The organism is Streptomyces goshikiensis (assembly GCF_014650555.1).
Classification (GTDB): domain Bacteria; phylum Actinomycetota; class Actinomycetes; order Streptomycetales; family Streptomycetaceae; genus Streptomyces; species Streptomyces goshikiensis.
In genome coordinates this window covers 987929-1012054 of sequence record NZ_BMVE01000001.1, presented here as the reverse complement: position 1 = coordinate 1012054, position 24126 = coordinate 987929, and the positions used below count along the sequence as shown (strand labels likewise).

Genomic DNA, 24126 nt, shown 5'->3' with positions numbered 1-24126 from the left:
GGACCGGTACGCGCGTAGTGAGTCCGAGCCCTCGGAAGGACCCCCTCTTGGCCGCCTCGCGCAACGCCTCGACCAATACGAACACCGGTGCCAGCACCGCCCCGCTGCGCATCTCCTTTGCAAAGATCAAGGAGCCCCTCGAGGTTCCGAACCTCCTGGCGCTGCAGACCGAGAGCTTTGATTGGCTGCTCGGAAACGCAGCCTGGAAGTCTCGCGTCGAGTCGGCGCTTGAGAGTGGACAGGACGTCCCCACCAAGTCCGGTCTGGAAGAGATCTTCGAGGAGATCTCGCCGATCGAGGACTTCTCCGGGTCGATGTCGCTGACCTTCCGCGACCACCGTTTCGAGCCGGCGAAGAACTCTGTCGACGAGTGCAAGGAGCGCGACTTCACGTACGCGGCTCCGCTGTTCGTCACGGCCGAGTTCACGAACAACGAGACCGGAGAGATCAAGTCTCAGACGGTCTTCATGGGCGACTTCCCGCTCATGACCAACAAGGGCACCTTCGTCATCAACGGCACCGAGCGTGTCGTGGTGTCGCAGCTCGTCCGTTCCCCCGGTGTCTACTTCGACTCCTCCATCGACAAGACGTCCGACAAGGACATCTTCTCCGCCAAGATCATCCCGTCCCGGGGTGCCTGGCTGGAGATGGAGATCGACAAGCGCGACATGGTCGGTGTCCGCATCGACCGCAAGCGCAAGCAGTCCGTCACCGTCCTCCTGAAGGCTCTCGGCTGGACCACCGAGCAGATCCTTGAGGAGTTCGGCGAGTACGAGTCCATGCGCGCCACCCTGGAGAAGGACCACACCCAGGGTCAGGACGACGCGCTGCTCGACATCTACCGCAAGCTGCGTCCGGGCGAACCGCCGACCCGCGAGGCCGCTCAGACGCTGCTCGAGAACCTCTACTTCAACCCGAAGCGCTACGACCTCGCCAAGGTCGGCCGCTACAAGGTGAACAAGAAGCTCGGCGCCGACGAGCCGCTGGACGCCGGTGTGCTCACCACCGACGACATCATCGCGACGATCAAGTACCTCGTGCGGCTCCACGCCGGCGAGACCGAGACCATCGGTGAGTCGGGCCGTTCGATCGTCGTCGAGACCGACGACATCGACCACTTCGGCAACCGTCGTCTGCGTAACGTCGGCGAGCTCATCCAGAACCAGGTCCGCACGGGTCTGGCTCGTATGGAGCGCGTCGTCCGCGAGCGCATGACGACTCAGGACGTCGAGGCCATCACGCCGCAGACCCTGATCAACATCCGGCCGGTCGTCGCCTCCATCAAGGAGTTCTTCGGCACCAGCCAGCTGTCGCAGTTCATGGACCAGAACAACCCGCTCTCGGGCCTGACCCACAAGCGCCGCCTGTCGGCGCTGGGCCCCGGCGGTCTGTCCCGTGAGCGGGCCGGCTTCGAGGTCCGTGACGTTCACCCGTCGCACTACGGCCGCATGTGCCCGATCGAGACCCCTGAAGGCCCGAACATCGGTCTGATCGGCTCGCTCGCGTCCTACGGTCGCGTCAACGCGTTCGGTTTCGTCGAGACGCCGTACCGCAAGGTCATCGACGGTGTCGTCACCGACGACGTCGACTACCTGACGGCCGACGAGGAAGACCGCTTCGTCATCGCCCAGGCCAACGCCGGCCTGTCCGAGGACATGCGCTTCACCGAGAACCGCGTGCTGGTCCGCCGTCGTGGCGGCGAGATCGACTACATCGCCGGCGACGACGTCGACTACATGGACGTCTCCCCGCGCCAGATGGTGTCCGTCGCGACCGCGATGATCCCCTTCCTGGAGCACGACGACGCCAACCGTGCCCTCATGGGCGCGAACATGATGCGCCAGGCCGTTCCGCTCATCAAGGCGGAGGCGCCGCTCGTCGGCACCGGCATGGAGTACCGCTGTGCGGTCGACGCCGGTGACTCGATCCGTGCGGAGAAGGACGGTGTCGTCCAGGAGGTCTCGGCCGACTACGTCACCGTCGCCAACGACGACGGCACGTACACCACGTACCGCGTCGCGAAGTTCTCCCGCTCGAACCAGGGCACCTCGGTCAACCAGAAGGTGATCGTCAACGAGGGCGACCGGATCGTCGAGGCCCAGGTCCTCGCCGACGGCCCGGCCACCGAAGAGGGCGAAATGGCCCTCGGCAAGAACCTGCTCGTCGCGTTCATGCCGTGGGAAGGTCACAACTACGAGGACGCGATCATCCTGTCGCAGCGCCTCGTGCAGGACGACGTCCTCTCCTCGATCCACATCGAGGAGCACGAGGTCGACGCCCGTGACACCAAGCTGGGCCCCGAGGAGATCACCCGGGACATCCCGAACGTCTCCGAGGAGGTCCTCGCCGACCTCGACGAGCGCGGCATCATCCGCATCGGTGCGGACGTCGTCGCCGGCGACATCCTGGTCGGCAAGGTCACGCCCAAGGGTGAGACCGAGCTGACCCCGGAGGAGCGCCTGCTCCGCGCGATCTTCGGTGAGAAGGCCCGCGAGGTGCGTGACACCTCGCTCAAGGTTCCTCACGGTGAGATCGGCAAGGTCATCGGTGTCCGCGTCTTCGACCGCGAGGAGGGGGACGAGCTTCCCCCGGGCGTGAACCAGCTGGTCCGCGTCTACGTCGCCCAGAAGCGCAAGATCACCGACGGTGACAAGCTCGCCGGCCGCCACGGCAACAAGGGTGTCATCTCCAAGATCCTTCCGATCGAGGACATGCCCTTCCTTGAGGACGGCACGCCGGTCGACATCATCCTGAACCCGCTGGGTGTCCCGTCCCGAATGAACCCGGGACAGGTCCTGGAGATCCACCTCGGCTGGCTCGCCAGCCGCGGCTGGGACGTCTCCGGTCTCGCGGAGGACTGGGCCGAGCGTCTGAAGGTCATCGGTGCCGACCGTGTCGAGCCCGGTACCAACGTCGCCACCCCGGTGTTCGACGGTGCCCGTGAGGACGAGCTCGCCGGCCTGTTCGAGCACACCATCCCGAACCGCGACGGTGACCGCCTGGTCCTCCCGTCCGGCAAGGCGCGCCTGTTCGACGGCCGCTCCGGTGAGCCGTTCCCGGACCCGATCTCGATCGGGTACATGTACATCCTCAAGCTCCACCACCTGGTCGACGACAAGCTCCACGCTCGGTCGACCGGTCCGTACTCGATGATCACGCAGCAGCCGCTGGGTGGTAAGGCGCAGTTCGGTGGCCAGCGCTTCGGTGAGATGGAGGTGTGGGCGCTTGAGGCTTATGGCGCCGCTTACGCCCTCCAGGAGCTGCTGACCATCAAGTCCGATGACGTCACCGGCCGCGTGAAGGTCTACGAGGCCATCGTCAAGGGCGAGAACATCCCCGAGCCGGGCATTCCCGAGTCCTTCAAGGTGCTCATCAAGGAAATGCAGTCGCTCTGCCTCAACGTGGAGGTGCTGTCCTCGGACGGCATGTCCATCGAGATGCGCGACACCGACGAGGACGTCTTCCGCGCGGCGGAGGAGCTCGGTATCGACCTGTCCCGGCGTGAGCCGAGCAGCGTCGAAGAGGTCTGACGGGCCTGACGGGGGGCTCGCTCAAGAGCCCCCCGTCATCCCCGGGACCGTTCAGACCATGATTGAGACTCGACCCCGAAAGAGGGATTGACGCACAGTGCTCGACGTCAACTTCTTCGACGAGCTGCGGATCGGCCTTGCCACCGCGGACGACATCCGAACCTGGTCGCACGGCGAGGTCAAGAAGCCGGAGACCATCAACTACCGCACCCTCAAGCCCGAGAAGGACGGACTCTTCTGCGAGAAGATCTTCGGTCCGACCCGGGACTGGGAGTGCTACTGCGGCAAGTACAAGCGTGTCCGCTTCAAGGGCATCATCTGTGAGCGCTGTGGCGTCGAGGTCACGCGCGCCAAGGTGCGTCGTGAGCGGATGGGCCACATCGAGCTTGCCGCTCCCGTCACCCACATCTGGTACTTCAAGGGCGTCCCGTCGCGCCTTGGCTACCTGCTGGACCTCGCGCCGAAGGACCTCGAGAAGGTCATCTACTTCGCCGCGTACATGATCACGTTCGTCGACGACGAGCGCCGCACCCGCGACCTCCCGTCGCTGGAGGCGCACGTCTCCGTCGAGCGCCAGCAGATCGAGAACCGCCGTGACGCGGACCTCGAAGGCCGTGCCAAGAAGCTTGAGACCGACCTGGCCGAGCTTGAGGCCGAGGGCGCGAAGGCCGACGTACGCCGCAAGGTGCGCGAAGGTGCCGAGCGCGAGATGAAGCAGCTCCGTGACCGCGCCCAGCGCGAGATCGACCGCCTCGACGAGGTCTGGGCCCGCTTCAAGAACCTCAAGGTCCAGGACCTCGAAGGCGACGAGCTGCTCTACCGCGAGCTGCGTGACCGCTTCGGCACGTACTTCGACGGCTGCATGGGCGCCGCCGCGCTGCAGAAGCGCCTGGAGTCCTTCGACCTCGACGAGGAGGCCGAGCGCCTCCGCGAGATCATCCGTACCGGCAAGGGCCAGAAGAAGACCCGTGCGCTCAAGCGCCTCAAGGTCGTCTCCGCGTTCCTGCAGACCAGCAACAAGCCCAAGGGCATGGTTCTGGACTGCGTGCCGGTGATCCCGCCGGACCTGCGTCCGATGGTGCAGCTGGACGGTGGCCGCTTCGCGACCTCCGACCTGAACGACCTGTACCGCCGCGTGATCAACCGCAACAACCGCCTGAAGCGCCTTCTCGACCTCGGTGCCCCCGAGATCATCGTGAACAACGAGAAGCGCATGCTCCAGGAGGCCGTGGACGCCCTCTTCGACAACGGCCGTCGTGGTCGCCCGGTGACCGGTCCCGGTAACCGTCCGCTGAAGTCCCTGAGCGACATGCTCAAGGGCAAGCAGGGTCGATTCCGTCAGAACCTTCTCGGCAAGCGCGTGGACTACTCCGCGCGTTCCGTGATCGTCGTCGGTCCGCAGCTGAAGCTGCACCAGTGTGGTCTGCCCAAGGCCATGGCGCTGGAGCTCTTCAAGCCGTTCGTGATGAAGCGCCTGGTCGACCTGAACCACGCGCAGAACATCAAGTCGGCGAAGCGCATGGTCGAGCGCGGCCGCACGGTCGTGTACGACGTGCTCGAAGAGGTCATCGCCGAGCACCCGGTGCTGCTGAACCGTGCGCCCACGCTGCACCGTCTCGGCATCCAGGCCTTCGAGCCCCAGCTGGTCGAAGGCAAGGCCATCCAGATCCACCCGCTCGTCTGCACCGCGTTCAACGCGGACTTCGACGGTGACCAGATGGCCGTGCACCTGCCGCTCTCCGCGGAGGCGCAGGCCGAGGCCCGCATCCTGATGCTGTCCTCGAACAACATCCTCAAGCCGGCCGACGGCCGTCCGGTCACGATGCCGACCCAGGACATGGTCCTCGGTCTGTTCTTCCTGACCACCGACGGTGAGCTCCGTGACGTCAAGGGCGAGGGCCGCGCGTTCGGCTCGACCGCCGAGGCGATCATGGCGTTCGACGCCGGCGAGCTCGCGCTGCAGTCGTCCGTCGACATCCGCTTCCCGGTGGGCACCATCCCGCCGCGCGGCTGGGTGGCGCCGGTCGCCGAAGAGGGCGAGCAGGAGTTCCAGCCGGGTGACAGCTTCCGTCTGAAGACGACCCTGGGTCGCGCGCTCTTCAACGAGCTGCTGCCCGAGGACTACCCGTTCGTCGACTACTCGGTGGGCAAGAAGCAGCTCTCCGAGATCGTCAACGACCTGGCGGAGCGCTACCCCAAGGTCATCGTGGCGGCGACGCTCGACAACCTGAAGGCGGCCGGCTTCCACTGGGCGACCCGTTCGGGCGTCACCGTGGCCATCTCCGACGTCGTCGTGCCCGAGGCCAAGAAGGCCATCGTCGCGGGCTACGAGGCGATGGACGAGAAGGTCCAGAAGCAGTACGAGCGCGGTCTGATCACCAAGGACGAGCGCACGCAGGAGCTCATCGCGATCTGGACCAAGGCGACCAACGAGGTTGCCGAGGCGATGAACGCGAACTTCCCCAAGACGAACCCCATCTTCATGATGGTTGACTCGGGTGCCCGAGGAAACATGATGCAGATGCGACAGATCGCCGGTATGCGTGGTCTGGTGTCGAACGCGAAGAACGAGACCATCCCGCGTCCGATCAAGGCGTCCTTCCGTGAGGGCCTCACCGTTCTGGAGTACTTCATCTCCACGCACGGTGCCCGTAAGGGTCTGGCGGACACCGCCCTGCGTACCGCCGACTCGGGTTACCTCACCCGTCGTCTGGTGGACGTCTCGCAGGACGTCATCATCCGCGAGGAGGACTGCGGCACCGAGCGCGGCCTCAAGCTCAAGATCGGTGTCAAGGACGAGGCGGGTGTCCTCCGCAAGGCGGACGACGTCGAGACCTCCGTGTACGCCCGCATGCTGGCCGAGGACGTCGTCATCGACGGCAAGGTCATCGCGCCGGCGAACGTGGACCTCGGTGACGTGCTCATCGACGCCCTCATCGCGAACGGCGTCGAGGAGGTCAAGACCCGCTCGGTCCTGACCTGCGAGTCCGCGGTCGGCACCTGTGCCTTCTGCTACGGCCGCTCGCTGGCCACCGGCAAGCTGGTCGACATCGGTGAGGCGGTCGGCATCATCGCCGCCCAGTCCATCGGTGAGCCCGGTACCCAGCTGACGATGCGTACCTTCCACACCGGTGGTGTGGCCGGTGACGACATCACGCAGGGTCTGCCGCGTGTCGTCGAGCTCTTCGAGGCCCGTACCCCGAAGGGTGTCGCCCCGATCTCCGAGGCCGCCGGCCGCGTGCGGATCGAGGAGACCGAGAAGACGAAGAAGATCGTCATCACGCCCGACGACGGCAGCGAGGAGACGGCGTTCCCGATCTCCAAGCGCGCCAAGGTCATCGTGCACGAGGGCGACCACGTCGAGGTGGGCCAGAAGCTCACCATGGGTGCCACCAACCCGCACGACGTGCTGCGCATCCTCGGCCAGCGTGCCGTCCAGGTCCACCTGGTCGGCGAAGTCCAGAAGGTCTACAACTCGCAGGGCGTGTCGATCCACGACAAGCACATCGAGATCATCATCCGGCAGATGCTGCGCCGCGTGACGATCATCGAGTCCGGCGACGCGGAGCTCCTGCCGGGCGAGCTCGTCGAGCGCTCGAAGTTCGAGACCGAGAACCGTCGTGTGGTCACCGAGGGCGGACACCCCGCCTCCGGCCGTCCGCAGCTGATGGGTATCACCAAGGCCTCGCTGGCGACGGAATCCTGGCTGTCGGCCGCCTCCTTCCAGGAGACGACCCGAGTCCTGACGGATGCGGCGATCAACGCCAAGTCCGACAGCCTCATCGGCCTCAAGGAGAACGTCATCATCGGTAAGCTCATCCCGGCCGGTACGGGTCTGTCCCGCTACCGCAACATCCGGGTCGAGCCCACCGAAGAGGCCAAGGCCGCGATGTACTCGGCCGTCGGCTACGACGACATCGACTACTCGCCCTTCGGCACCGGCTCCGGCCAGGCTGTCCCGCTGGAGGACTACGACTACGGCCCGTACAACGGCTGAGTCGCAGCAGAGCGTCTACCGCAGGGCGGTCACCCGAAAGGGTGGCCGCCCTGCGGCGTTTCACGGGGCGGGCCGGAGGTACGGCCGGAGATGGTGCAGCCGGGTGCGGTGGTCGGGGTGGGAGGAGAGCAGCCGGGCGAACGCCCCGGCGCCGCGCGGGGAGGCGTTCTCGCGGCGTTCCCGTTCCTCCTCCTCGGCGAGGACCCGCTCCAGCAGCGCCGCCAGCATCGGCCCGAAGCCCAGGGCGGCGGCGTGCGCGTCGGCGCGCAGCTCACCGCGGCGGGTGACGGCGGCGCTCAGCCAGGGGAGGGCGAGCAGGAGCAGCGGCAGGCCGTACGTGGCGGTCAGGGTCAGGTACGCGAGCCAGCAGGCGGCCGCGGTCAGCGCGAGCGTGGTGCCGTGGGAGAGGCTGCGGGCCGTCCGGGGCCACAGCCGTACGGCGAGCCGCCAGGCGGCCCGGGCCGGGAGGGCGTACCAGCGGGCGAGGAGCGCCGCCCAGGCGTGACCGCCGGTGTGGTGGCCGAGCTCGTGGGCGAGGACGGCGGCGAGCTGGGAGCGGGGGAGGTTCTCGACGGCGTACCGGGTCACGCCGACGAGGTGCCCGGCGGCGGCGAAGGCGTTGAGGTCCCGGCTGTCCTCGATCCACAGCTGGTAGCGGCTGCCGTCGATCCCCGCGCGGGCGGTGACCTCGCGCCAGACCGGGTCCAGGACGGCGAGCTCGTGGGGGAGCGGCCGGTGCAGCCGCAGCAGGTGGCGGGCGAGGCGGTCCTCGACGGTCCGGTTGAAGACGAGGGCTCCGGAGGCCAGCCAGAGGAGCGCCGGCAGCCAGGCCGGGAGGCCGAGCCACGCGTCGAGGAGGAGGGACAGGGCCAGCACCAGGCCGAGGCCGAGCAGGAACGCGGGCAGGTGCAGGGCGAGGCCCAGCCAGGCCGTGGCGTCGACGGAGCGCTGCCGGGCCCGGTAGGTGAGGCGCGTTCCGGGTGCGTGCCGGCGGACCAGGTCGTCGGGGACGGGGACGGGGACGGGGACGGGGACGGGCTCGGGGCCGGAGCCGGGGTCGGGCGTCGGGTGCATGGCGGGCCTCCGGTCAGCCGATCAGCAGGGCGGCGGGCAGCAGGAACAGGCCCGCGCAGAAGGCGACCAGGCCGGCCCGTATCCACTGGTGCTTGCGGACGACGATGCGGCTGTTCGCCGCGAGCGCCGAGCGGACCGCCGCGGCGGGGTCCCGGCCGGTGACGGCGAGGGCCTGCTCCAGGCGGTCCTGGCGGTCGGCGGAACGGATGTCCCCGAAGTAGGACAGCGGGGACCCGTCCCGCCACTGGGCACGCAGCGACCTGGGCAGTACGGCGAGCAGCAGCGCCGGCAGCGCCAGCGCGAGCGCCCCCGCACCGGCCCACCACACGACCTGCCCGGCCCCCGACAGCACGCCGGGCCGCCACCGCTGCGCGGCGAGCTGCGAACTGAGCACCCCGGTGGTCATCCCAAGCGCCCCGACCAGCACGGCCGCCTTGCTGTCGGCCCGGGCGATCTCGCACCGCACGTCGGCGAGCAGCTGCGCGGCGAACGCTCCACCGGGCTCGCAGGCGGTCATCGAGGGCTTCCCTGGGCGGCGGACGGCTCCGGAGGCACGGGCGGCTGCCAGGCGGGAAGCGCTTCGGGTGGCGGGTAGGGGGCGGCGGCCGGCTCCGGATCCTCCGCCACGGCGGCCGGATCCGCGCCGCCCGGATCCCCCGGGACGTGCTGCCCGAAGACCGCGTTGAAGGCGTCGATCGCGAGACGCCGCGGTCCCTCCAGCTCGAAGGGCTCCGTACCCGCCTTGGTCAGCAGCTCCTTGATCAGGTTCATCTGCGCGCGGAGCCGTTCCCGCTGGTCCTCGCGGAGGCTGCCCAGGGCCTTCGCGGAGTCCTCCGGGTGCTGGACCAGGTGCATGGCCCACGCGTCGACCCCGCCGCGGGTCAAGTACTCCTGGTAGAAGGCGATCCGCTCGGCCTCGTACTTCTGGAGCTCCAGGCGCTGGCGGTGCTGGGCACCGGCCCGCGCCGCCTTCTCCTGATCGGCCTGATACCCGTACCGCTCCGTGTGGATCTCTTCCGTGGCCGTGTGCTCGATGGCCTGCAGTCGCCGGGCGTGCGCGATGCTGGTCTCGTCGCGGCGCAGCCGTGCCGTCCAGGAGACGTGCAGGCCCGCGTCCTCGCCCAACGGCTTCCCCTGACGGACGACGGCGATCAGTTCGGCCTCGGCGGCCGCGCTGTCGGCGATCGGGAACCGCCGGGTGGCGTGCCGGGCCACGTGCTCCACTTCGCCCAGGAGCAGCCGGGGCACGTCGCGGTGCCCGCTGCGGACGAAGCGGGCCGGGTCGGTGACCTGCCAGTTGAACTCGACGCTCGCCTCGAACTCGTGCGCGTCGTTGTCGCTGGGCAGCGCCATCCGGGCCTGCGCCGGGTGGATGCCCATGTCCACCTCGTAGACGGCGGTGTAGCGGCGTCGGAGGCGGCGGGGCCGCAGCGGTGGCAGGAAGACCTCGTGGCCGCCCCGGGCGGTGGTGTACACCAAGGCGTGATCGATACGGGTGGGCGGCCTGCCCGGCAGGCCGAGCCGCCCGATCTGGCGGACGGTGATGACCGGGTCGATCAGCCGGGTGTGCCGGTCGGCGTGCTGATCCCAGTCGGCGGAACGGTACAGAGGGCTGTCCATGAGCGGGCCTCCTGTCAGACGTGGGCGAGAGGAGCGGCGGGATGGGCGGCGAGCGTGGCGCGCAGCCGGCCGGCGACGGCGGGTCCGGGCTTTCCGTCGAGACCCGGCACCGTGTCGAGGAGGTGGTCGAGCCGGGCCGCGTCACGGGTGCCCGTGACGAGCGCGGGGAGCAGGGCGGCCAGGGCGCCCGCCGTGCCCGCGTCGGAGTCGGCGGCCCGGACCCAGGCCCGCAGCACCGCCTCCGCGCGCTCGTTGAACGAACGGTCGTTCAGGGCGGCGCTCAGCAGCCGTGGGATGCCTCCGAAGGCGGCCGGTGCCCCGGCGTACCCCGCGAGCAGGGGAGGGGCGGAGGCGGGAGCGGGACGCTCGCAGGCGGTGAGGAAGCCGTCCAGGGCCAGCGCCCGGGCGGAGGGGTGCCCTTCCAGGGTGGGCAGCAGCTCGGCGAGCGCGGCCCCGGCGGCGGACGAGAGCAACAACAGGGCGACGGATTGCGGGAGTTCCGCGGTGACCTGCTGGTCACCCACCCCGATCCTGGGCTGGGCGAGCTTCTTCTCGTACTGGTGACGTGCTTGTACGCGCAGGGCGGCCAGGGCTTCGGCCGGGCGCTCGGGGCCGATCAGGCCCAGGGCGCGGACCGCGACCCAGCAGCGTTTGGGATCCTGGCCGTCGGCGCTCCAGCCGTTGATGATCCGCGGGATGTTCGGTGCGCCGATCCGGTGGGAGAGGGCGAGGGCGCTCACCGCGGTGAGCTGGCGCCGGGACTCCTTCGCACGCGCCCAGCGCTCCAGGATCAACGCCATGGTGGAGGGAAGGTCGGTGAAGGCGAGGACGGCCACGGTGGCCGCCGCCCGGGTCCGTACGAAAGGCCGGCCATCGGCGGCGAGACCGTCGAGCCAGGTGATCAGGGCGGGCCGGGCCGCCGGGTGACCGGTCCAGACCTCGCGGAGCAGGATCGGCGCCACCCGGTCGTCGAGGAAGGCCGCCTTGAGCTGGGTGACCGGGCCCCATTCGGTCTGCTCGTCCGCGGTGTAGCGCCGGGCCCGCGCGATCTGGAGCCGTTTGGCGATGTGGGTGCCGAAGACCGGGATGGCCTTCTGGAACCGGTCGTCGCCGGTCCTGAGCAGCGCCGAGTAGAGGGTGTCGCTGAGCTCGGCGGTCAGCGCGTACGGCCCGTTGTCGAACGCGGCCAGCGCGATCAGGAAGGCCTTCTCCCGCAGATGGAGCCTGTTGTCGGCCTCCTCGAACCACTCCTGGACCTGACGCTCCAGGGTGACCAGCGAGTACTGCTCCATCTCGGTCTCGTCGGCGCGCAGGAGCACGGCGGCGTAGCCCACGACCTCGCGGATCTGGTGCCCGCGCGAGAGGAACTCGGTGACCGCGGGCCGGGCCAGCAGCTCTTGCGCCTCGGCCCGGCCGAGATGCCGGTGCAGGAGCGTGGAGAGAACGGTCTCCGGTGCGGGAGCCTGCCAGTCGGCGAGACGGACGGTGTCCTCGATGTACGGGCTGTGACCCGTCGTGATCACGAGGTAGGCGTTCTGCTCCCGCAGCTGCCCGCGCAGGGCGAGCAGGTGGGCCTCGCGCAGCGGCTGCTCCCGTGAGGGCTCCAGATCGCACAGCACGTGGCCGTGGGCCTCTCCCGTGGAGACGAACCTCCGGCTGAGTTCGCTCGGTGTCACCTCGCGGTCCATGGCGTGGACCGGGGTGGCCCCGAGGCGGTGGAGCAGCATCAGGGCGGCGGTGCGGCGGCCCGTGAAGGGGGCGCCGGTCAGGACCAGGACGTGCTCGTGGCGCAGCCGCTCCAGCAAGGATCCGAAGGCGGTCCCCTCACAGACGAACGAATCCGCCAGCCGTTCCAGAGTCCCGGCCGGGATCTCGCCGGAGACCTGGCCGCCGCCGAAGCCGCCGAACTCGTAGTGGATCTCGGTCTTGCCGCCCGAGATGATGTCGCCGATGACCTGATGAGCGGTGACGCCCCGGTTGATGCCGTCGAAGACCATCGAGGGAGGGGTGTGCGCGTCCAGGTCCCGGCGGGCCGCCCAGGGTTCCTGAGCCGGCTGCTCGGGTTCCGCCGCGGCCTTCTCCTGCGCGGGGCCGGCGGCCTCGGCCGACGCGTCCGGCGGCGGCTGGTCACTCATCGGCGCTCGCCCGGGGTCCCGAAGGTGATGCCGCCCGTGATCTGGTTGGCGATCGCGCCGTGGTTGGTCCCGTGGAACTCGATTCCGCCTGCCGCGGCGGCTCCGGCGGGCCGGGTTGCCGGGGCGGGCGCCGGGGACGCGGGGGTCGGGTCGGCGGGCGGGGGCGTGGCGGAGGGGTTCGCGAGGGTGGGGAGCGGGCCGTGGAGCCAGGCCGGGAGGGGGCCGTTCTTGGTGGGGACCGTGATGTGGGTGAACTCCTCGGCCGGGATGCCGGTGTGCTGGTGGCGCACGATGCCCGCGTGGACGGATTCGGAGACGCACAGGACGAAGTCGCCCGCGCGCTCGCGCAGTGCGGCCCGCAGCGGGTCGGCGTCGAGGAGGCGGCAGGCGTCGTTGAGGTCCGTCCCCACCCAGCCGTCGTACTCGTCGATGGCGACGTACCCGCCGGCCAGGACCGCGCGCAGCCGCAGCTGGGTGGAGCTGGCGGCCATCCGGTTCATCGCGCGCAGCTCCGCCGGGAGGTCCGTGAGCAGCGCCCGGAGCAGGGTGGTGAGGGGGACGGCGGGGTCGATCAGTTCCATGACGGCGTCGCCGCGGTCGGCGCGCAGCCGCATGGTCTGGTCGACGCCGGCCGTGAGTAGGACCCGGTCGACGAGGCTGAAGAGCATCCGGCGCAGGAGCGCCTGCTGGACGTCGTCCCGGTCGCTGAAGCGCTCGGTGTCGATGAGGAGCATGGTGCGGGGCAGGGGTGCTGTCTGAGGCATGCCAGGAGCGTGCACCGGTGCGTGCCGCGGCCGTGAGGGCGGATGACGCACCCGGAGTGTGACCGGGTGCACTGAAGGGGCGGGGTCAGGGCGTCGGGGGCTGTGACCGGGCGATCCGGTGCAGCACGTCCGGCCGTACGATCACCAGCGCGCGCCGGCCCGTACTGACCACCCCGCGGTCCCGCAGGTCCTTGAGCTGGCGCTGGACCATCTCCCGGGAGGCGCCCACGGCCCCGGCCAGTTCCTGCTTGGTCAGCGGCACGGCCACCTCCAGCCCCTCCGCCGTGCGCCGGCCGTGCAGCTGCGCCAGCTCCAGCAGCAGTACGGCGAGCCGTTCGCGCACGCTCAGCGCGGCGAACTCCAGGCGCCGCCGGTCTCCCGCGCGCTGGCGGTCGGCGGTGAGGGCGAGGAGTTGCAGGGCGGCGTCGGGGCAGCGGGCGAGGAAGGCGCGGAAGGTCTCGTGCTCGATGACCAGCGCGCGGACGCGTTCGAGCGAGGTGACGCTCGCGGAGCGGGGACGGCGGGTCAGCGCGGCGGACTCACCGACGATGTCGCCGGGGCCGCGCAGGGCCAGCAGGGCCTGGTAGCCGTTGGAGTAGGCGGCGGTGACCTTGGTCCAGCCGTGCAGGAGCAGCATCACGTGGGCCGTGGGCTCGTGCTGGTGCAGCAGCGCGGTGCGGGGCGGATAGACGAGCTCGTGGCCCAGCGCGCGTAACTCGGCGCCGTCCACGTCTTCGAGCCGGGCGAGGAAGGGGACCCGGTCGTCGAGCCCGCCGTCGCCGCCGTCCGCCAGGTGTTCCAGGATCATCTGCCGCCCGCCCCCGCCCCGTTGATCAAGGCGGTCAATGTACTGAACACCGGGTTGGGGCGGCCCGGAAACGGACGAATTACCCCCGCCGGACCGCGCGGCGGCGGCGGAGGTGGGGGGTGAGGGTGGCCGCGGTGAGGGTGAGGAGGGCCAGGGCCCCGGCGGCGAGGCCCGGGGCCAGGCCCTTCGGGGTGAAGGCGCAGGACAGGGGGGCGCCGTCGCGGGGGACGGGGAGGGCGAGCAGGCCGTGGAAGGGGAGCGGCGGGGCCGAGCAGTGCCAGCCGGGGGCGGCCGTCACGGCGAACACGGCCGTGCCCGTCGCGCCCGGCGGGAGGGTGGCCTCGATGGTGTGGCCGCCGGCGCGGACCGAGGTGGCGCCGGTGGCGGTGAGCCGGCGGACCGCCGCGTCGAGGCGGGTGCGGTCCAGGCAGCCGACGGGGTGCTCCCCGGCGGTGGCCCCGGCCGCGCGGGTGCGGACGGCGACGGAGATCCGGCCGGAGGCGGGCACCGGGCCCAGGGGCACGACACCGCTCACGCGGCCCTCCAGGCGGCGCCGGGTGCCGCCCGAGACGGCGGTGCCGTAGAGCGCGGGGGAGTACCAGTACGCCTCGGAGCCCGGCGCGCAGTCGGCCTCGTACGTCCGCGCGGTGGCGGAGCCGCCGACGCCGACCGGCGGGACCCGGTAGACGGTGGCGCCCAGGACGTTCTCCTGGCGGGCGTAGACGCTGTCGGCCGGGTTCGGGGACGTGTACGGGGCGGAGCGGACCGTGACCAGCGGCGGCGCGGGGAAGCGCGCCGCGGTCCACGTGCCCGGGACGGCTCCCGGGCGGACCCGCGCGCCGATCGAGAAGATCGCGTCGAGCACCGGGTTGTCGGCGCCGAAGAAGGTCCGGCCGTCGTTCTTGAAGCCGTATCCCAGCGGCTCCAGGGCCCGGTACGTGGCCTGCGGCAGGTAGCTGCTGTAGTACTGCGGCCCCTCCGCGCCGAGCGCCAGGGCGTCGTTGTACGAGGTTTGCGGCGCGCCCGAATCCGTCCGGTGGGCGGGCCAGTCGTCCACGCCCCGGACGGCCTCGTAGTGCCGGGTGATCGAGGCGCTCGACGTGACGGCGGGCGCCGCCCAGCGCTCGCGGGCCCGCCGGGCGTCGGCGCCCGCGGCCGCCGCGGTGGACTCGGCGAAGACGACCCCGGCCATCAGCACGGCCGCCACCGGGACCAGCACGCGCCGCCCCCGCCCCCGGCCCAGCCCCGGCAGGGTGAGGGCCAGCAGCGACAGCGCCCCGCCGGCCAGTACGGCGGGCCAGGTCCAGCCGCCGAAGTCGTCGGCGCCGCGGAGCGCGAAGGCCGCCGCCACCAGCAGCGCCGCCGACAGCGCCAAGTGGAGCGGACGGGGGCGGTGCGCCAGCGCCAGCCAGGCGAGGATCACCACCATCGCGCTGAAGACGAAGGTCTCCCGGTACGGATTGCCGTTCGGGACGGCGAACCCGTGCCAGGCGTACTGCGTCGGCGGGAACTGGAACGAGGCCAGCACCAGCAGCGTCGCACCCGTCCACACCAGCCGGGTCCGGCGGGCGATCGCCGTGTTGAGCACGAAGGTTCCCGCGAGGATCAGGCCCAGCGAGGCCACGTACAGGCGGGGCCGGCCGCCCCACAGGTGGGTGGCCGGGAGCATCCCCGCGAGGAACGCGTCCAGCCGCACCGGCTCGAAGGCGGCCGCCCGGGTGGGCTGCGCGGCCCCGCTGGAGAGGAACGCCGGCAGGAGGAGGGGGAGGGTGAGCGCGATGCCCGTCGCGGCGGCGCCGGCGGCCCGCCCCAGGGCCCGCAGCCGCTCCCGGCCGGTCATCTCGCGGGTGAGCAGCCGGATCCCCAGCAGCAGGCAGGCGGCCGTCGTCGCCATCATCGCGGTGTAGAAGTTGCCGGACCAGGCGAGCGCCACCAGCAGGGTCGCGCCCGGCCAGCGGCGGCCCTCCAGGCACCACTCGACGGCGATCCCCAGCAGCGGCAGCGCGACCAGGCCCCACAGCCACATCGGGATGTACGAGGCGTCGCTGAGGGCCCAGCCGCACAGCCCGTAGCAGGCGCCGAGGGTTCCGCGCTGCCACCAGGGGCCGGGCTGGAGCATGCCGAGGTAGCCGGTCATCAGCGCGGCGGCGGTGCCCATGGTCAGCGGGGTGACCACGAAGACGGCCAGGTCCACGTGGCCGCGCGGGACCAGCACGGCGAGCCAGGAGAAGGGGTTGCCGAGGTAGGTGTGGTAGTCGGCCAGGAACTGCTGGCCGAAGCCGCCGCGCCAGGTGAAGAGCAGGTCACCGGCGGCCCGGCCGTGGACCAGGTCCCACAGCCCGCGGTGGAAGGGCACGTACTGGTTGGCCTGGTCGTTGACCGCCCGGCCGGCGGGCCCGAAGGGGTAGGCGCCGCGGAGGGCCCAGGCCGCGCAGAAGGCGCCCGAGGTGATCACGAAGGCGAGCAGGGGCCCGTACAGCCCGGCGAGCCGGGCCGGCAGGGGGAGCCGGCGCCCGCCGGGGCCGGGGTCGGGGGCCGGGGGGCTCCCCGCCGTCACCGGATCCGGGCTGCCCGAGGTGACCGTCCCCAATGTCCCGCTCCCTGGTGAGAAGTGCCGTTCGGGATGAATCGCTGAGGCAGTGTAGATCCCGGGGCCGCTCCGGCGCGGGTCGGACGGTGTCGCTCGCGCGGGTGTCCGTACCACATCCGAACGACTTCCGCACATCCGGACTGCCGCCCGGGTGTGGCGCGGGGGCGTCGGCCGTGCGGCGCCCGGCCTGTGGGCGCGCGGCGGGTCCGGGGCGGCCGGTGCGGAAGGGCTTTTGTTTTGACCGGAGTGGATGCGGTAGGTACGCTCAGACCTTGTGCCTGGGGTGTGCCTGGGCTCCCGTGCGTGTCCATCAACCGCACGCGAGTCGAACCGCCACCGCGATCCATGCGTTTCCGTGCTTGCGCGGAGGTCCGCCGGATCCGACACACCCGACCGCGTGGGTCGGCAAATGTTCCAGGTTAGTTTCACTACACGGCACACAGAAACCGGAGAAGTAGTGCCTACGATCCAGCAGCTGGTCCGGAAGGGCCGGCAGGACAAGGTCGAGAAGACCAAGACCCCCGCGCTTGAGGCTTCGCCCCAGCGTCGTGGCGTCTGCACGCGTGTGTTCACGACCACCCCGAAGAAGCCGAACTCGGCCCTCCGTAAGGTCGCGCGTGTGCGTCTGACCTCCGGTATCGAGGTCACGGCCTACATTCCGGGTGAGGGGCACAACCTGCAGGAGCACTCGATCGTGCTCGTGCGTGGTGGCCGTGTGAAGGACCTGCCGGGTGTTCGTTACAAGATCATCCGCGGTGCGCTTGACACCCAGGCTGTCAAGAACCGCAAGCAGGCCCGCAGCCGCTACGGCGCCAAGAAGGAGAAGTAAGAATGCCTCGTAAGGGCCCCGCCCCGAAGCGCCCGGTCATCATCGACCCGGTCTACGCATCTCCTCTGGTGACGTCGCTCATCAACAAGATCCTCCTGAACGGCAAGCGCTCCACCGCCGAGCGCATCGTTTACGGCGCCATGGAAGGCCTCCGCGAGAAGACCGGCAACGACCCGGTCATCACGCTGAAGCGCGCGCTGGAGAACGTCAAGCCGTCGCTTGAGGTCAAGTCCCGCCGTGTCGGTGGCGCGACCTACCAGGTCCCCGTCGAGGTCAAGCCGGGTCGCCAGTCGACCCTGGCCCTCCGCTGGCTCGTGGGCTACTCCCGCGCCCGTCGTGAGAAGACCATGACCGAGCGCCTCATGAACGAGCTGCTCGACGCCTCCAACGGTCTTGGCGCTGCCGTCAAGAAGCGCGAGGACACGCACAAGATGGCCGAGTCCAACAAGGCCTTCGCGCACTACCGCTGGTAGTCCCACCCCACATCGAGACCGAGAGAAGACCGAAGCCTTATGGCTACCACTTCGCTTGACCTGGCCAAGGTTCGCAACATCGGGATCATGGCCCACATCGACGCGGGCAAGACGACCACCACCGAGCGCATCCTGTTCTACACCGGTGTGTCGTACAAGATCGGTGAGGTCCACGACGGCGCTGCCACGATGGACTGGATGGAGCAGGAGCAGGAGCGTGGTATCACCATCACGTCTGCCGCGACGACCTGCCACTGGCCCCTCGAAGACGTTGACCACACCATCAACATCATCGACACCCCGGGTCACGTCGACTTCACCGTCGAGGTGGAGCGTTCGCTCCGCGTCCTCGACGGCGCCGTCACCGTCTTCGACGGTGTCGCCGGTGTGGAGCCGCAGTCCGAGACGGTCTGGCGTCAGGCCGACCGTTACGGCGTGCCCCGCATCTGCTTCGTCAACAAGCTGGACCGCACCGGCGCCGAGTTCCACCGCTGCGTCGACATGATCAAGGACCGCCTCGGTGCGGTTCCGATCGTCATGCAGCTCCCCATCGGTGCCGAGATGGACTTCCAGGGCGTTGTCGACCTGGTCACCATGAAGGCGTTCGTCTGGTCCGCCGAGGCGACCAAGGGCGAGATGTACGACATCGTCGACATCCCGGCCACGCACACCGAGGCCGCTGAAGAGTGGCGCGGCAAGCTGGTCGAGACCGTCGCCGAGAACGACGACGAGATCATGGAGCTCTTCCTGAACGGCGACGAGCCGTCCGTGGAGCAGCTGCACGCCGCCGTCCGTCGGATCATCCTGAACTCCGGCAAGGGCAAGGGCGAGCCCACGATCACCGCGGTGTTCTGTGGCACGGCGTTCAAGAACAAGGGCGTTCAGCCCCTGCTCGACGCCGTCGTCCGCTACCTGCCGTCGCCGCTGGACATCGAGGCCATCGAGGGCCACGACGTCCGCGACGCCGACGTGGTCGTGAAGCGCAAGCCGTCCGACGAGGAGCCCCTCGCGGCGCTGGCGTTCAAGATCATGAGCGACCCGCACCTCGGTAAGCTCACCTTCGTCCGGGTTTACTCGGGCCGCCTGGAGGCCGGCACCTCGGTGCTGAACTCCGTCAAGGGCAAGAAGGAGCGCATCGGCAAGATCTACCGCATGCACGCCAACAAGCGTGAAGAGATCGCCGCGGTGGGCGCCGGTGACATCGTCGCCGTCATGGGCCTGAAGCAGACCACCACCGGTGAGACGCTGTGTGACGACAAGCAGCCCGTGATCCTGGAGTCCATGGACTTCCCGGCTCCGGTCATCCAGGTCGCCATCGAGCCCAAGTCCAAGGGTGACCAGGAGAAGCTGGGTGTCGCCATCCAGCGCCTGGCGGAGGAGGACCCCTCCTTCCACGTTCACTCGGACGAGGAGACGGGCCAGACCATCCTCGGCGGTATGGGCGAGCTGCACCTTGAGGTGCTGGTCGACCGTATGAAGCGCGAGTTCAAGGTCGAGGCCAACGTCGGCAAGCCGCAGGTCGCGTACCGCGAGACGATCCGCGGGACCGTGGAGCGTCACGACTACACCCACAAGAAGCAGACCGGTGGTACCGGTCAGTTCGCCAAGGTGCAGATCGCGATCGAGCCCATCACCGAGGCCGACGGTCCGGCGTACGAGTTCGTGAACAAGGTCACCGGTGGCCGCGTGCCGAAGGAGTACATCCCTTCGGTCGACGCCGGTGCGCAGGAGGCCATGCAGTTCGGCATCCTGGCCGGCTACGAGATGACGGGCGTTCGCGTCACGCTTCTCGACGGTGGCTACCACGAGGTCGACTCCTCCGAGCTCGCGTTCAAGATCGCCGGTTCGCAGGCCTTCAAGGAGGCCGCGCGCAAGGCGTCCCCCGTGCTCATGGAGCCGATGATGGCCGTTGAGGTCACCACGCCCGAGGACTACATGGGTGACGTCATCGGTGACATCAACTCCCGCCGTGGCCAGATCCAGGCCATGGAGGAGCGTCACGGTGCTCGCGTCGTGAAGGGCCTCGTGCCCCTTTCGGAGATGTTCGGCTACGTCGGAGACCTCCGCAGCAAGACCTCGGGTCGCGCCAGCTACTCGATGCAGTTCGACTCCTACGCCGAGGTTCCCCGGAACGTCGCCGAGGAGATCATCGCGAAGGCCAAGGGCGAGTAACTCTTCCGAGTACACGCTTTAGGCTTGTCACCGGAGCCTCTGGGGCAACAGGAGTAACCCTCCGTTGCCCCGGAGGGACCGGCTTTCCAGCAAAGATCACCTGGCGCCGATGAGTAAGGCGTACAGAACCACTCTCCAGGAGGACCCCGTGGCGAAGGCGAAGTTCGAGCGGACTAAGCCGCACGTCAACATCGGCACCATCGGTCACATTGACCACGGTAAGACGACCCTCACGGCCGCCATTACCAAGGTGCTGCACGACGCGTACCCGGACCTGAACGAGGCCTCGGCCTTCGACCAGATCGACAAGGCTCCTGAGGAGCGCCAGCGCGGTATCACCATCTCCATCGCGCACGTCGAGTACCAGACCGAGGCGCGTCACTACGCCCACGTCGACTGCCCGGGTCACGCTGACTACATCAAGAACATGATCACGGGTGCCGCGCAGATGGACGGCGCCATCCTCGTGGTCGCCGCCACCGACGGCCCGATGCCGCAGACCAAGGAGCACGTGCTCCTGGCCCGCCAGGTCGGCGTTCCGTACATCGTCGTCGCCCTGAACAAGGCCGACATGGTGGACGACGAGGAGATCCTGGAGCTCGTCGAGCTCGAGGTCCGTGAGCTCCTCTCCGAGTACGAGTTCCCCGGCGACGACCTGCCGGTCGTCCAGGTCTCGGCGCTCAAGGCGCTCGAGGGCGACAAGGAGTGGGGCGAGAAGCTCCTCGGCCTCATGAAGGCCGTCGACGAGCACATCCCCACGCCGCCGCGTGACACCGAGAAGCCGTTCCTCATGCCCGTCGAGGACGTCTTCACGATCACCGGTCGCGGTACGGTCGTCACCGGCCGTATCGAGCGTGGTGTCCTGAAGGTCAACGAGACCGTGGACATCATCGGCATCAAGGAAGCCAAGACCACCACCACGGTCACCGGCATCGAGATGTTCCGCAAGCTGCTCGACGAGGGCCAGGCCGGTGAGAACGTCGGTCTGCTCCTCCGTGGCATCAAGCGCGAGGACGTCGAGCGCGGCCAGGTCATCATCAAGCCCGGTTCGGTCACGCCGCACACCGAGTTCGAGGCCCAGGCCTACATCCTGTCGAAGGACGAGGGTGGCCGTCACACCCCCTTCTTCAACAACTACCGTCCGCAGTTCTACTTCCGTACCACGGACGTCACGGGTGTCGTCACCCTGCCGGCCGGCACGGAGATGGTCATGCCGGGCGACAACACCGAGATGACGGTCGCGCTGATCCAGCCGGTCGCCATGGAGGAGGGCCTGAAGTTCGCCATCCGTGAGGGTGGTCGTACCGTGGGCGCCGGCCAGGTCACCAAGATCACGAAGTAATTTCGTGCTCTGACCTGGTAGCTCGCGCGAGCGGGCACCATGTTTGACAGAAGGGCCCCTCCCTTGTCGCCTCGGCGGCGGGGGAGGGGCCCTTCGTCGTACCCGGCGAGGGGCCTGTGAGAGGCTCCGAAACGTCTGGGCAGGAACGTTTCAGGGGTGGGGAAGCATGGGTCGGCAAGGCGACGACGGTCCGGGGATATCGGACGCGGAATGGGACCGCTTCCGCGAGGAGATCGAGCGGCAGGACGGCAACGCCCCCAAGGAGCCGTCCGCGCGGGCGCGGATGGTGACCGAGCGGCTGCGGCGCGAGGACGAGGAGCGCCGGCGGGCCGAGCAGGGGCGGTTCGGGCGGGGGCGGATCGGGCGCGCGCGGACGCCGCAGCCGGCCCAGCCGCCCGGGTGGCGCACCGGGCCCGCCTGGCAGGAGGCGCAGGGCCGGGGGAGCGGCAAGCGGCGCCTGAAGGCCGCGGGGGCCATCGTGCTCGTCGCCGGGCTGGCCCTGGTCGCGCTGCGGCCCGAGCTGGTGATCGACCGGATCACGGGGAAGACGCAGGCCCGCGAGGACGCGCGGAACGCCCCCGTGCTGCCCGTGGAGTCCGTACGCCCGACCGCGGCCCCGGCGGCCGGGCAGCCGGACCGGCCGACCCTGAAGGAGCCCTTCCGGGGCTCCCCGGCCCTCCAGTGGGCCGACGGCGCCGCCGGGATCGAGGTGCCGCCCGCCACGGCGGCCGGCGGGATGTCGAAGGAGCAGGTCGCGCAGGCGCTCGACCAGGCGAAGCGGCTCCTGGTCGCGGCCAACCTGGACCCCGCGGTACTGCGCGGAGAGCGGCCCGAGGCGGTGCTGGCGCTGCTCGAACCGCAGGGGGAGCGGGACCGGCGCCTGCTGGAGAAGGCGCTGGCCCGGCCGACCGCGGAGGAGGACCCGCTCTGGCTGGTCAGCCGCTTCCCGGCGGCCGAGGTCCGGCTCGCGACGGACGTGGTCAAGACGCGCGGGCGGATGACCTTCGAGGCGAGCAGGCCCGGAGAGGTGAAGGTGAGCCTGGACTACACCTTCACCTACGCCCTGACGAAGGCGGCGCCCGGTTCCGAAGAGGTGACGCGGACCATCGTGCGGCGCCAGTTCGAGCTGTACCTGCGGGATCCGGAGCGCTGGCAGGAGACCACGAAGGGCACCCTTCAGCTGGGGAACTCCGCGCACGAGTACGGCAACGCCCGGTGCGGCGTCCACGACGGCTACCTGCATCCGAGCTTCCCGACGGACGGCCCGGACGAGGTGGCGCCCTCGGGCGCGCCGCTCGACCCGTACGACCGGAGCAGGAACGTGGAAGGGTCCGAAACCGGCGAATGCGGAGAGATCACAAGGTTCTGACCAGGGAAGCCCCGTTGCGTGGCGCAGTTTGACGTGTCCGCGCGGCGGGGTATTCTCTTCCGCCCGATTGGCGCAGTACGTGTGTCGTATGGCAGACTACTCAAGTTGCTCGGTTGAGTGCCGATGCTGCGCGCCTCCCGCCGGGAGGACCGGAAGCGAGTCCCACAGTACTCGTCGCCTCTATCTGTCCCTCGGGGCAGCAATGGAAGCGGACGTACGGGAATCTTCTGGGAAGTGTCAGCACGGTGCCGGCCAGGAACCCGGTGGGTGTTTCTCCCCCGAACCGCGGTCTTTGGGACCGCACCCCCTTGATGAGGGAAATTTCCGTATGGGGATTTTCTGTAGAGGGTGTGCGACACGCCCGACCGCGTGGGTCGGAGGGAAGCGGTGGAGAGATCCACAGCCGCCCGGGTGCCAGAGCGTTTCCACAACAGACAGGACTACGGAGTAGCCATGGCGGGACAGAAGATCCGCATCCGGCTCAAGGCCTACGACCACGAGGTCATCGACTCCTCGGCGAAGAAGATCGTCGAGACGGTGACGCGCACTGGTGCGTCGGTCGCGGGCCCGGTGCCGCTGCCCACTGAGAAGAACGTGTACTGCGTCATCAAGTCGCCGCACAAGTACAAGGACTCGCGCGAGCACTTCGAGATGCGCACGCACAAGCGCCTGATCGACATCCTCGACCCGACCCCCAAGACCGTTGACTCGCTGATGCGCCTGGACCTTCCGGCCGGCGTTGACATCGAGATCAAGCTCTGAGAGGCGTCGAGAAGATGGCAAAGCAGATCAAGGGCGTCCTGGGCGAGAAGCTCGGCATGACCCAGGTCTGGGACGAGAACAACCGTGTCGTCCCGGTCACCGTGGTCAAGGCCGGACCCTGCGTCGTTACCCAGGTCCGTACGAACGACATCGACGGCTACGAGTCGGTCCAGATCGCCTTCGGCGAGATCGACCCGCGCAAGGTGAACAAGCCCCTCAAGGGCCACTTCGCCAAGGCCGACGTCACCCCGCGCCGCCACCTGGTGGAGCTCCGCACCTCCGACGCCAGCGAGTACACGCTCGGCCAGGAGATCACCGCCCAGGTGTTCGAGTCCGGCGTCAAGGTTGACGTCACGGGCAACAGCAAGGGCAAGGGCTTCGCCGGTGTCATGAAGCGGCACAACTTCCGGGGCCTCGGCGCCGGTCACGGTGTGCAGCGCAAGCACCGCTCCCCCGGTTCGATCGGTGGCTGCGCCACCCCTGGGCGTGTCTTCAAGGGCATGCGCATGGCCGGTCGCATGGGCAACGAGCGCGTCACCACCCAGAACCTGACCATCCACGCGGTTGACGCGGAGAAGGGTCTGCTGCTCATCAAGGGCGCGGTCCCCGGTCCGAACGGCGGCCTCGTCCTGGTCCGTACCGCGGCCAAGGGGGCTTGAGG

At 69.6% G+C, this 24126-nt stretch carries 16 protein-coding genes; 9 read left to right on the top strand and 7 right to left on the bottom strand.

Annotation, left to right across the window (positions count from 1 at the left end; genetic code table 11):
* Positions 1-47: 47 nt before the first annotated feature.
* The gene (gene rpoB, locus IE248_RS04640; RefSeq protein ID WP_008739728.1) at positions 48-3530 is read left to right on the top strand and encodes a DNA-directed RNA polymerase subunit beta; all 3483 of its coding nucleotides are present in this window, start codon (positions 48-50) and stop codon (positions 3528-3530) included.
* A gap of 97 nt (positions 3531-3627) precedes the next feature.
* Complete coding sequence (locus tag IE248_RS04635) at positions 3628-7527, top strand: DNA-directed RNA polymerase subunit beta' (RefSeq protein ID WP_008739726.1); 3900 nt, start codon at positions 3628-3630, stop codon at positions 7525-7527.
* Between the two features lie 60 nt (positions 7528-7587).
* Here IE248_RS04635 and IE248_RS04630 read toward each other — a convergent pair whose 3' ends face one another.
* The 7 genes from IE248_RS04630 to IE248_RS04600 form a co-directional block, all read right to left on the bottom strand.
* A complete protein-coding gene (locus IE248_RS04630) occupies positions 7588-8601 on the bottom strand; it encodes a M48 family metalloprotease (RefSeq protein ID WP_190029985.1) in 1014 nt (337 codons plus the stop codon).
* A gap of 13 nt (positions 8602-8614) precedes the next feature.
* Complete coding sequence (locus IE248_RS04625; RefSeq protein ID WP_190029984.1) at positions 8615-9118, bottom strand: Pycsar system effector family protein; 504 nt, start codon at positions 9116-9118, stop codon at positions 8615-8617.
* On the bottom strand, positions 9115-10221 hold the full coding sequence (locus IE248_RS04620) for a hypothetical protein (protein ID WP_190029983.1): 1107 nt from the start codon (positions 10219-10221) through the stop codon (positions 9115-9117). Before IE248_RS04620 ends, IE248_RS04625 begins: the two co-directional genes overlap by 4 nt.
* A 14-nt stretch (positions 10222-10235) precedes the next feature.
* Positions 10236-12356, bottom strand: a complete 2121-nt coding sequence (locus IE248_RS04615; RefSeq protein ID WP_190029982.1) for a hypothetical protein — start codon at positions 12354-12356, stop codon at positions 10236-10238.
* Positions 12353-13120: a hypothetical protein gene (locus IE248_RS04610; protein ID WP_190029981.1), complete on the bottom strand. Its 768-nt coding sequence runs from the start codon at positions 13118-13120 to the stop codon at positions 12353-12355. Before IE248_RS04610 ends, IE248_RS04615 begins: the two co-directional genes overlap by 4 nt.
* An 85-nt stretch (positions 13121-13205) precedes the next feature.
* Complete coding sequence (locus tag IE248_RS04605; RefSeq protein WP_190029980.1) at positions 13206-13928, bottom strand: Crp/Fnr family transcriptional regulator; 723 nt, start codon at positions 13926-13928, stop codon at positions 13206-13208.
* A gap of 79 nt (positions 13929-14007) precedes the next feature.
* Positions 14008-16518: a YfhO family protein gene (locus tag IE248_RS04600; protein ID WP_229895117.1), complete on the bottom strand. Its 2511-nt coding sequence runs from the start codon at positions 16516-16518 to the stop codon at positions 14008-14010.
* A gap of 457 nt (positions 16519-16975) precedes the next feature.
* On the opposite strand from IE248_RS04600, the gene rpsL reads away from it, so the two are divergent.
* From rpsL to rplC, 7 genes are all read left to right on the top strand, one after another.
* On the top strand, positions 16976-17347 hold the full coding sequence (rpsL, locus tag IE248_RS04595; RefSeq protein ID WP_007265893.1) for a 30S ribosomal protein S12: 372 nt from the start codon (positions 16976-16978) through the stop codon (positions 17345-17347).
* Positions 17348-17349: 2 nt separating this feature from the next.
* Positions 17350-17820, top strand: coding sequence for a 30S ribosomal protein S7 (gene rpsG, locus IE248_RS04590; protein ID WP_007265894.1), 471 nt, complete (start codon positions 17350-17352; stop codon positions 17818-17820).
* A 39-nt stretch (positions 17821-17859) separates the two neighbouring features.
* On the top strand, positions 17860-19992 hold the full coding sequence (gene fusA / locus IE248_RS04585) for an elongation factor G (RefSeq protein WP_037798042.1): 2133 nt from the start codon (positions 17860-17862) through the stop codon (positions 19990-19992).
* 148 nt (positions 19993-20140) lie between these two features.
* Positions 20141-21334, top strand: a complete 1194-nt coding sequence (gene tuf, locus IE248_RS04580; protein WP_037798043.1) for an elongation factor Tu — start codon at positions 20141-20143, stop codon at positions 21332-21334.
* A gap of 166 nt (positions 21335-21500) precedes the next feature.
* Positions 21501-22703 (top strand): hypothetical protein, encoded by a 1203-nt coding sequence (locus IE248_RS04575; protein WP_190029978.1) that lies wholly within the window; start codon positions 21501-21503, stop codon positions 22701-22703.
* A gap of 453 nt (positions 22704-23156) precedes the next feature.
* Complete coding sequence (gene rpsJ / locus IE248_RS04570) at positions 23157-23465, top strand: 30S ribosomal protein S10 (protein ID WP_003948644.1); 309 nt, start codon at positions 23157-23159, stop codon at positions 23463-23465.
* A 14-nt stretch (positions 23466-23479) separates the two neighbouring features.
* A complete protein-coding gene (gene rplC / locus IE248_RS04565) occupies positions 23480-24124 on the top strand; it encodes a 50S ribosomal protein L3 (RefSeq protein ID WP_008739720.1) in 645 nt (214 codons plus the stop codon).
* Positions 24125-24126 lie beyond the last annotated feature (2 nt).

Bases quoted from the DNA above. Each gene is read 5' to 3' on its own strand.
- IE248_RS04625 (WP_190029984.1), bottom strand. From the start codon at position 9,118: ATGACCGCCTGCGAGCCCGGTGGAGCGTTCGCCGCGCAGCTGCTCGCC.
- IE248_RS04615 (WP_190029982.1), bottom strand. From the start codon at position 12,356: ATGAGTGACCAGCCGCCGCCGGACGCGTCGGCCGAGGCCGCCGGCCCC.
- rpsG (WP_007265894.1), top strand. From the start codon at position 17,350: ATGCCTCGTAAGGGCCCCGCCCCGAAGCGCCCGGTCATCATCGACCCG.
- IE248_RS04610 (WP_190029981.1), bottom strand. From the start codon at position 13,120: ATGCCTCAGACAGCACCCCTGCCCCGCACCATGCTCCTCATCGACACC.
- IE248_RS04630 (WP_190029985.1), bottom strand. From the start codon at position 8,601: ATGCACCCGACGCCCGACCCCGGCTCCGGCCCCGAGCCCGTCCCCGTC.
- IE248_RS04620 (WP_190029983.1), bottom strand. From the start codon at position 10,221: ATGGACAGCCCTCTGTACCGTTCCGCCGACTGGGATCAGCACGCCGAC.
- rpsJ (WP_003948644.1), top strand. From the start codon at position 23,157: ATGGCGGGACAGAAGATCCGCATCCGGCTCAAGGCCTACGACCACGAG.
- IE248_RS04605 (WP_190029980.1), bottom strand. From the start codon at position 13,928: ATGATCCTGGAACACCTGGCGGACGGCGGCGACGGCGGGCTCGACGAC.
- rplC (WP_008739720.1), top strand. From the start codon at position 23,480: ATGGCAAAGCAGATCAAGGGCGTCCTGGGCGAGAAGCTCGGCATGACC.
- fusA (WP_037798042.1), top strand. From the start codon at position 17,860: ATGGCTACCACTTCGCTTGACCTGGCCAAGGTTCGCAACATCGGGATC.
- IE248_RS04575 (WP_190029978.1), top strand. From the start codon at position 21,501: ATGGGTCGGCAAGGCGACGACGGTCCGGGGATATCGGACGCGGAATGG.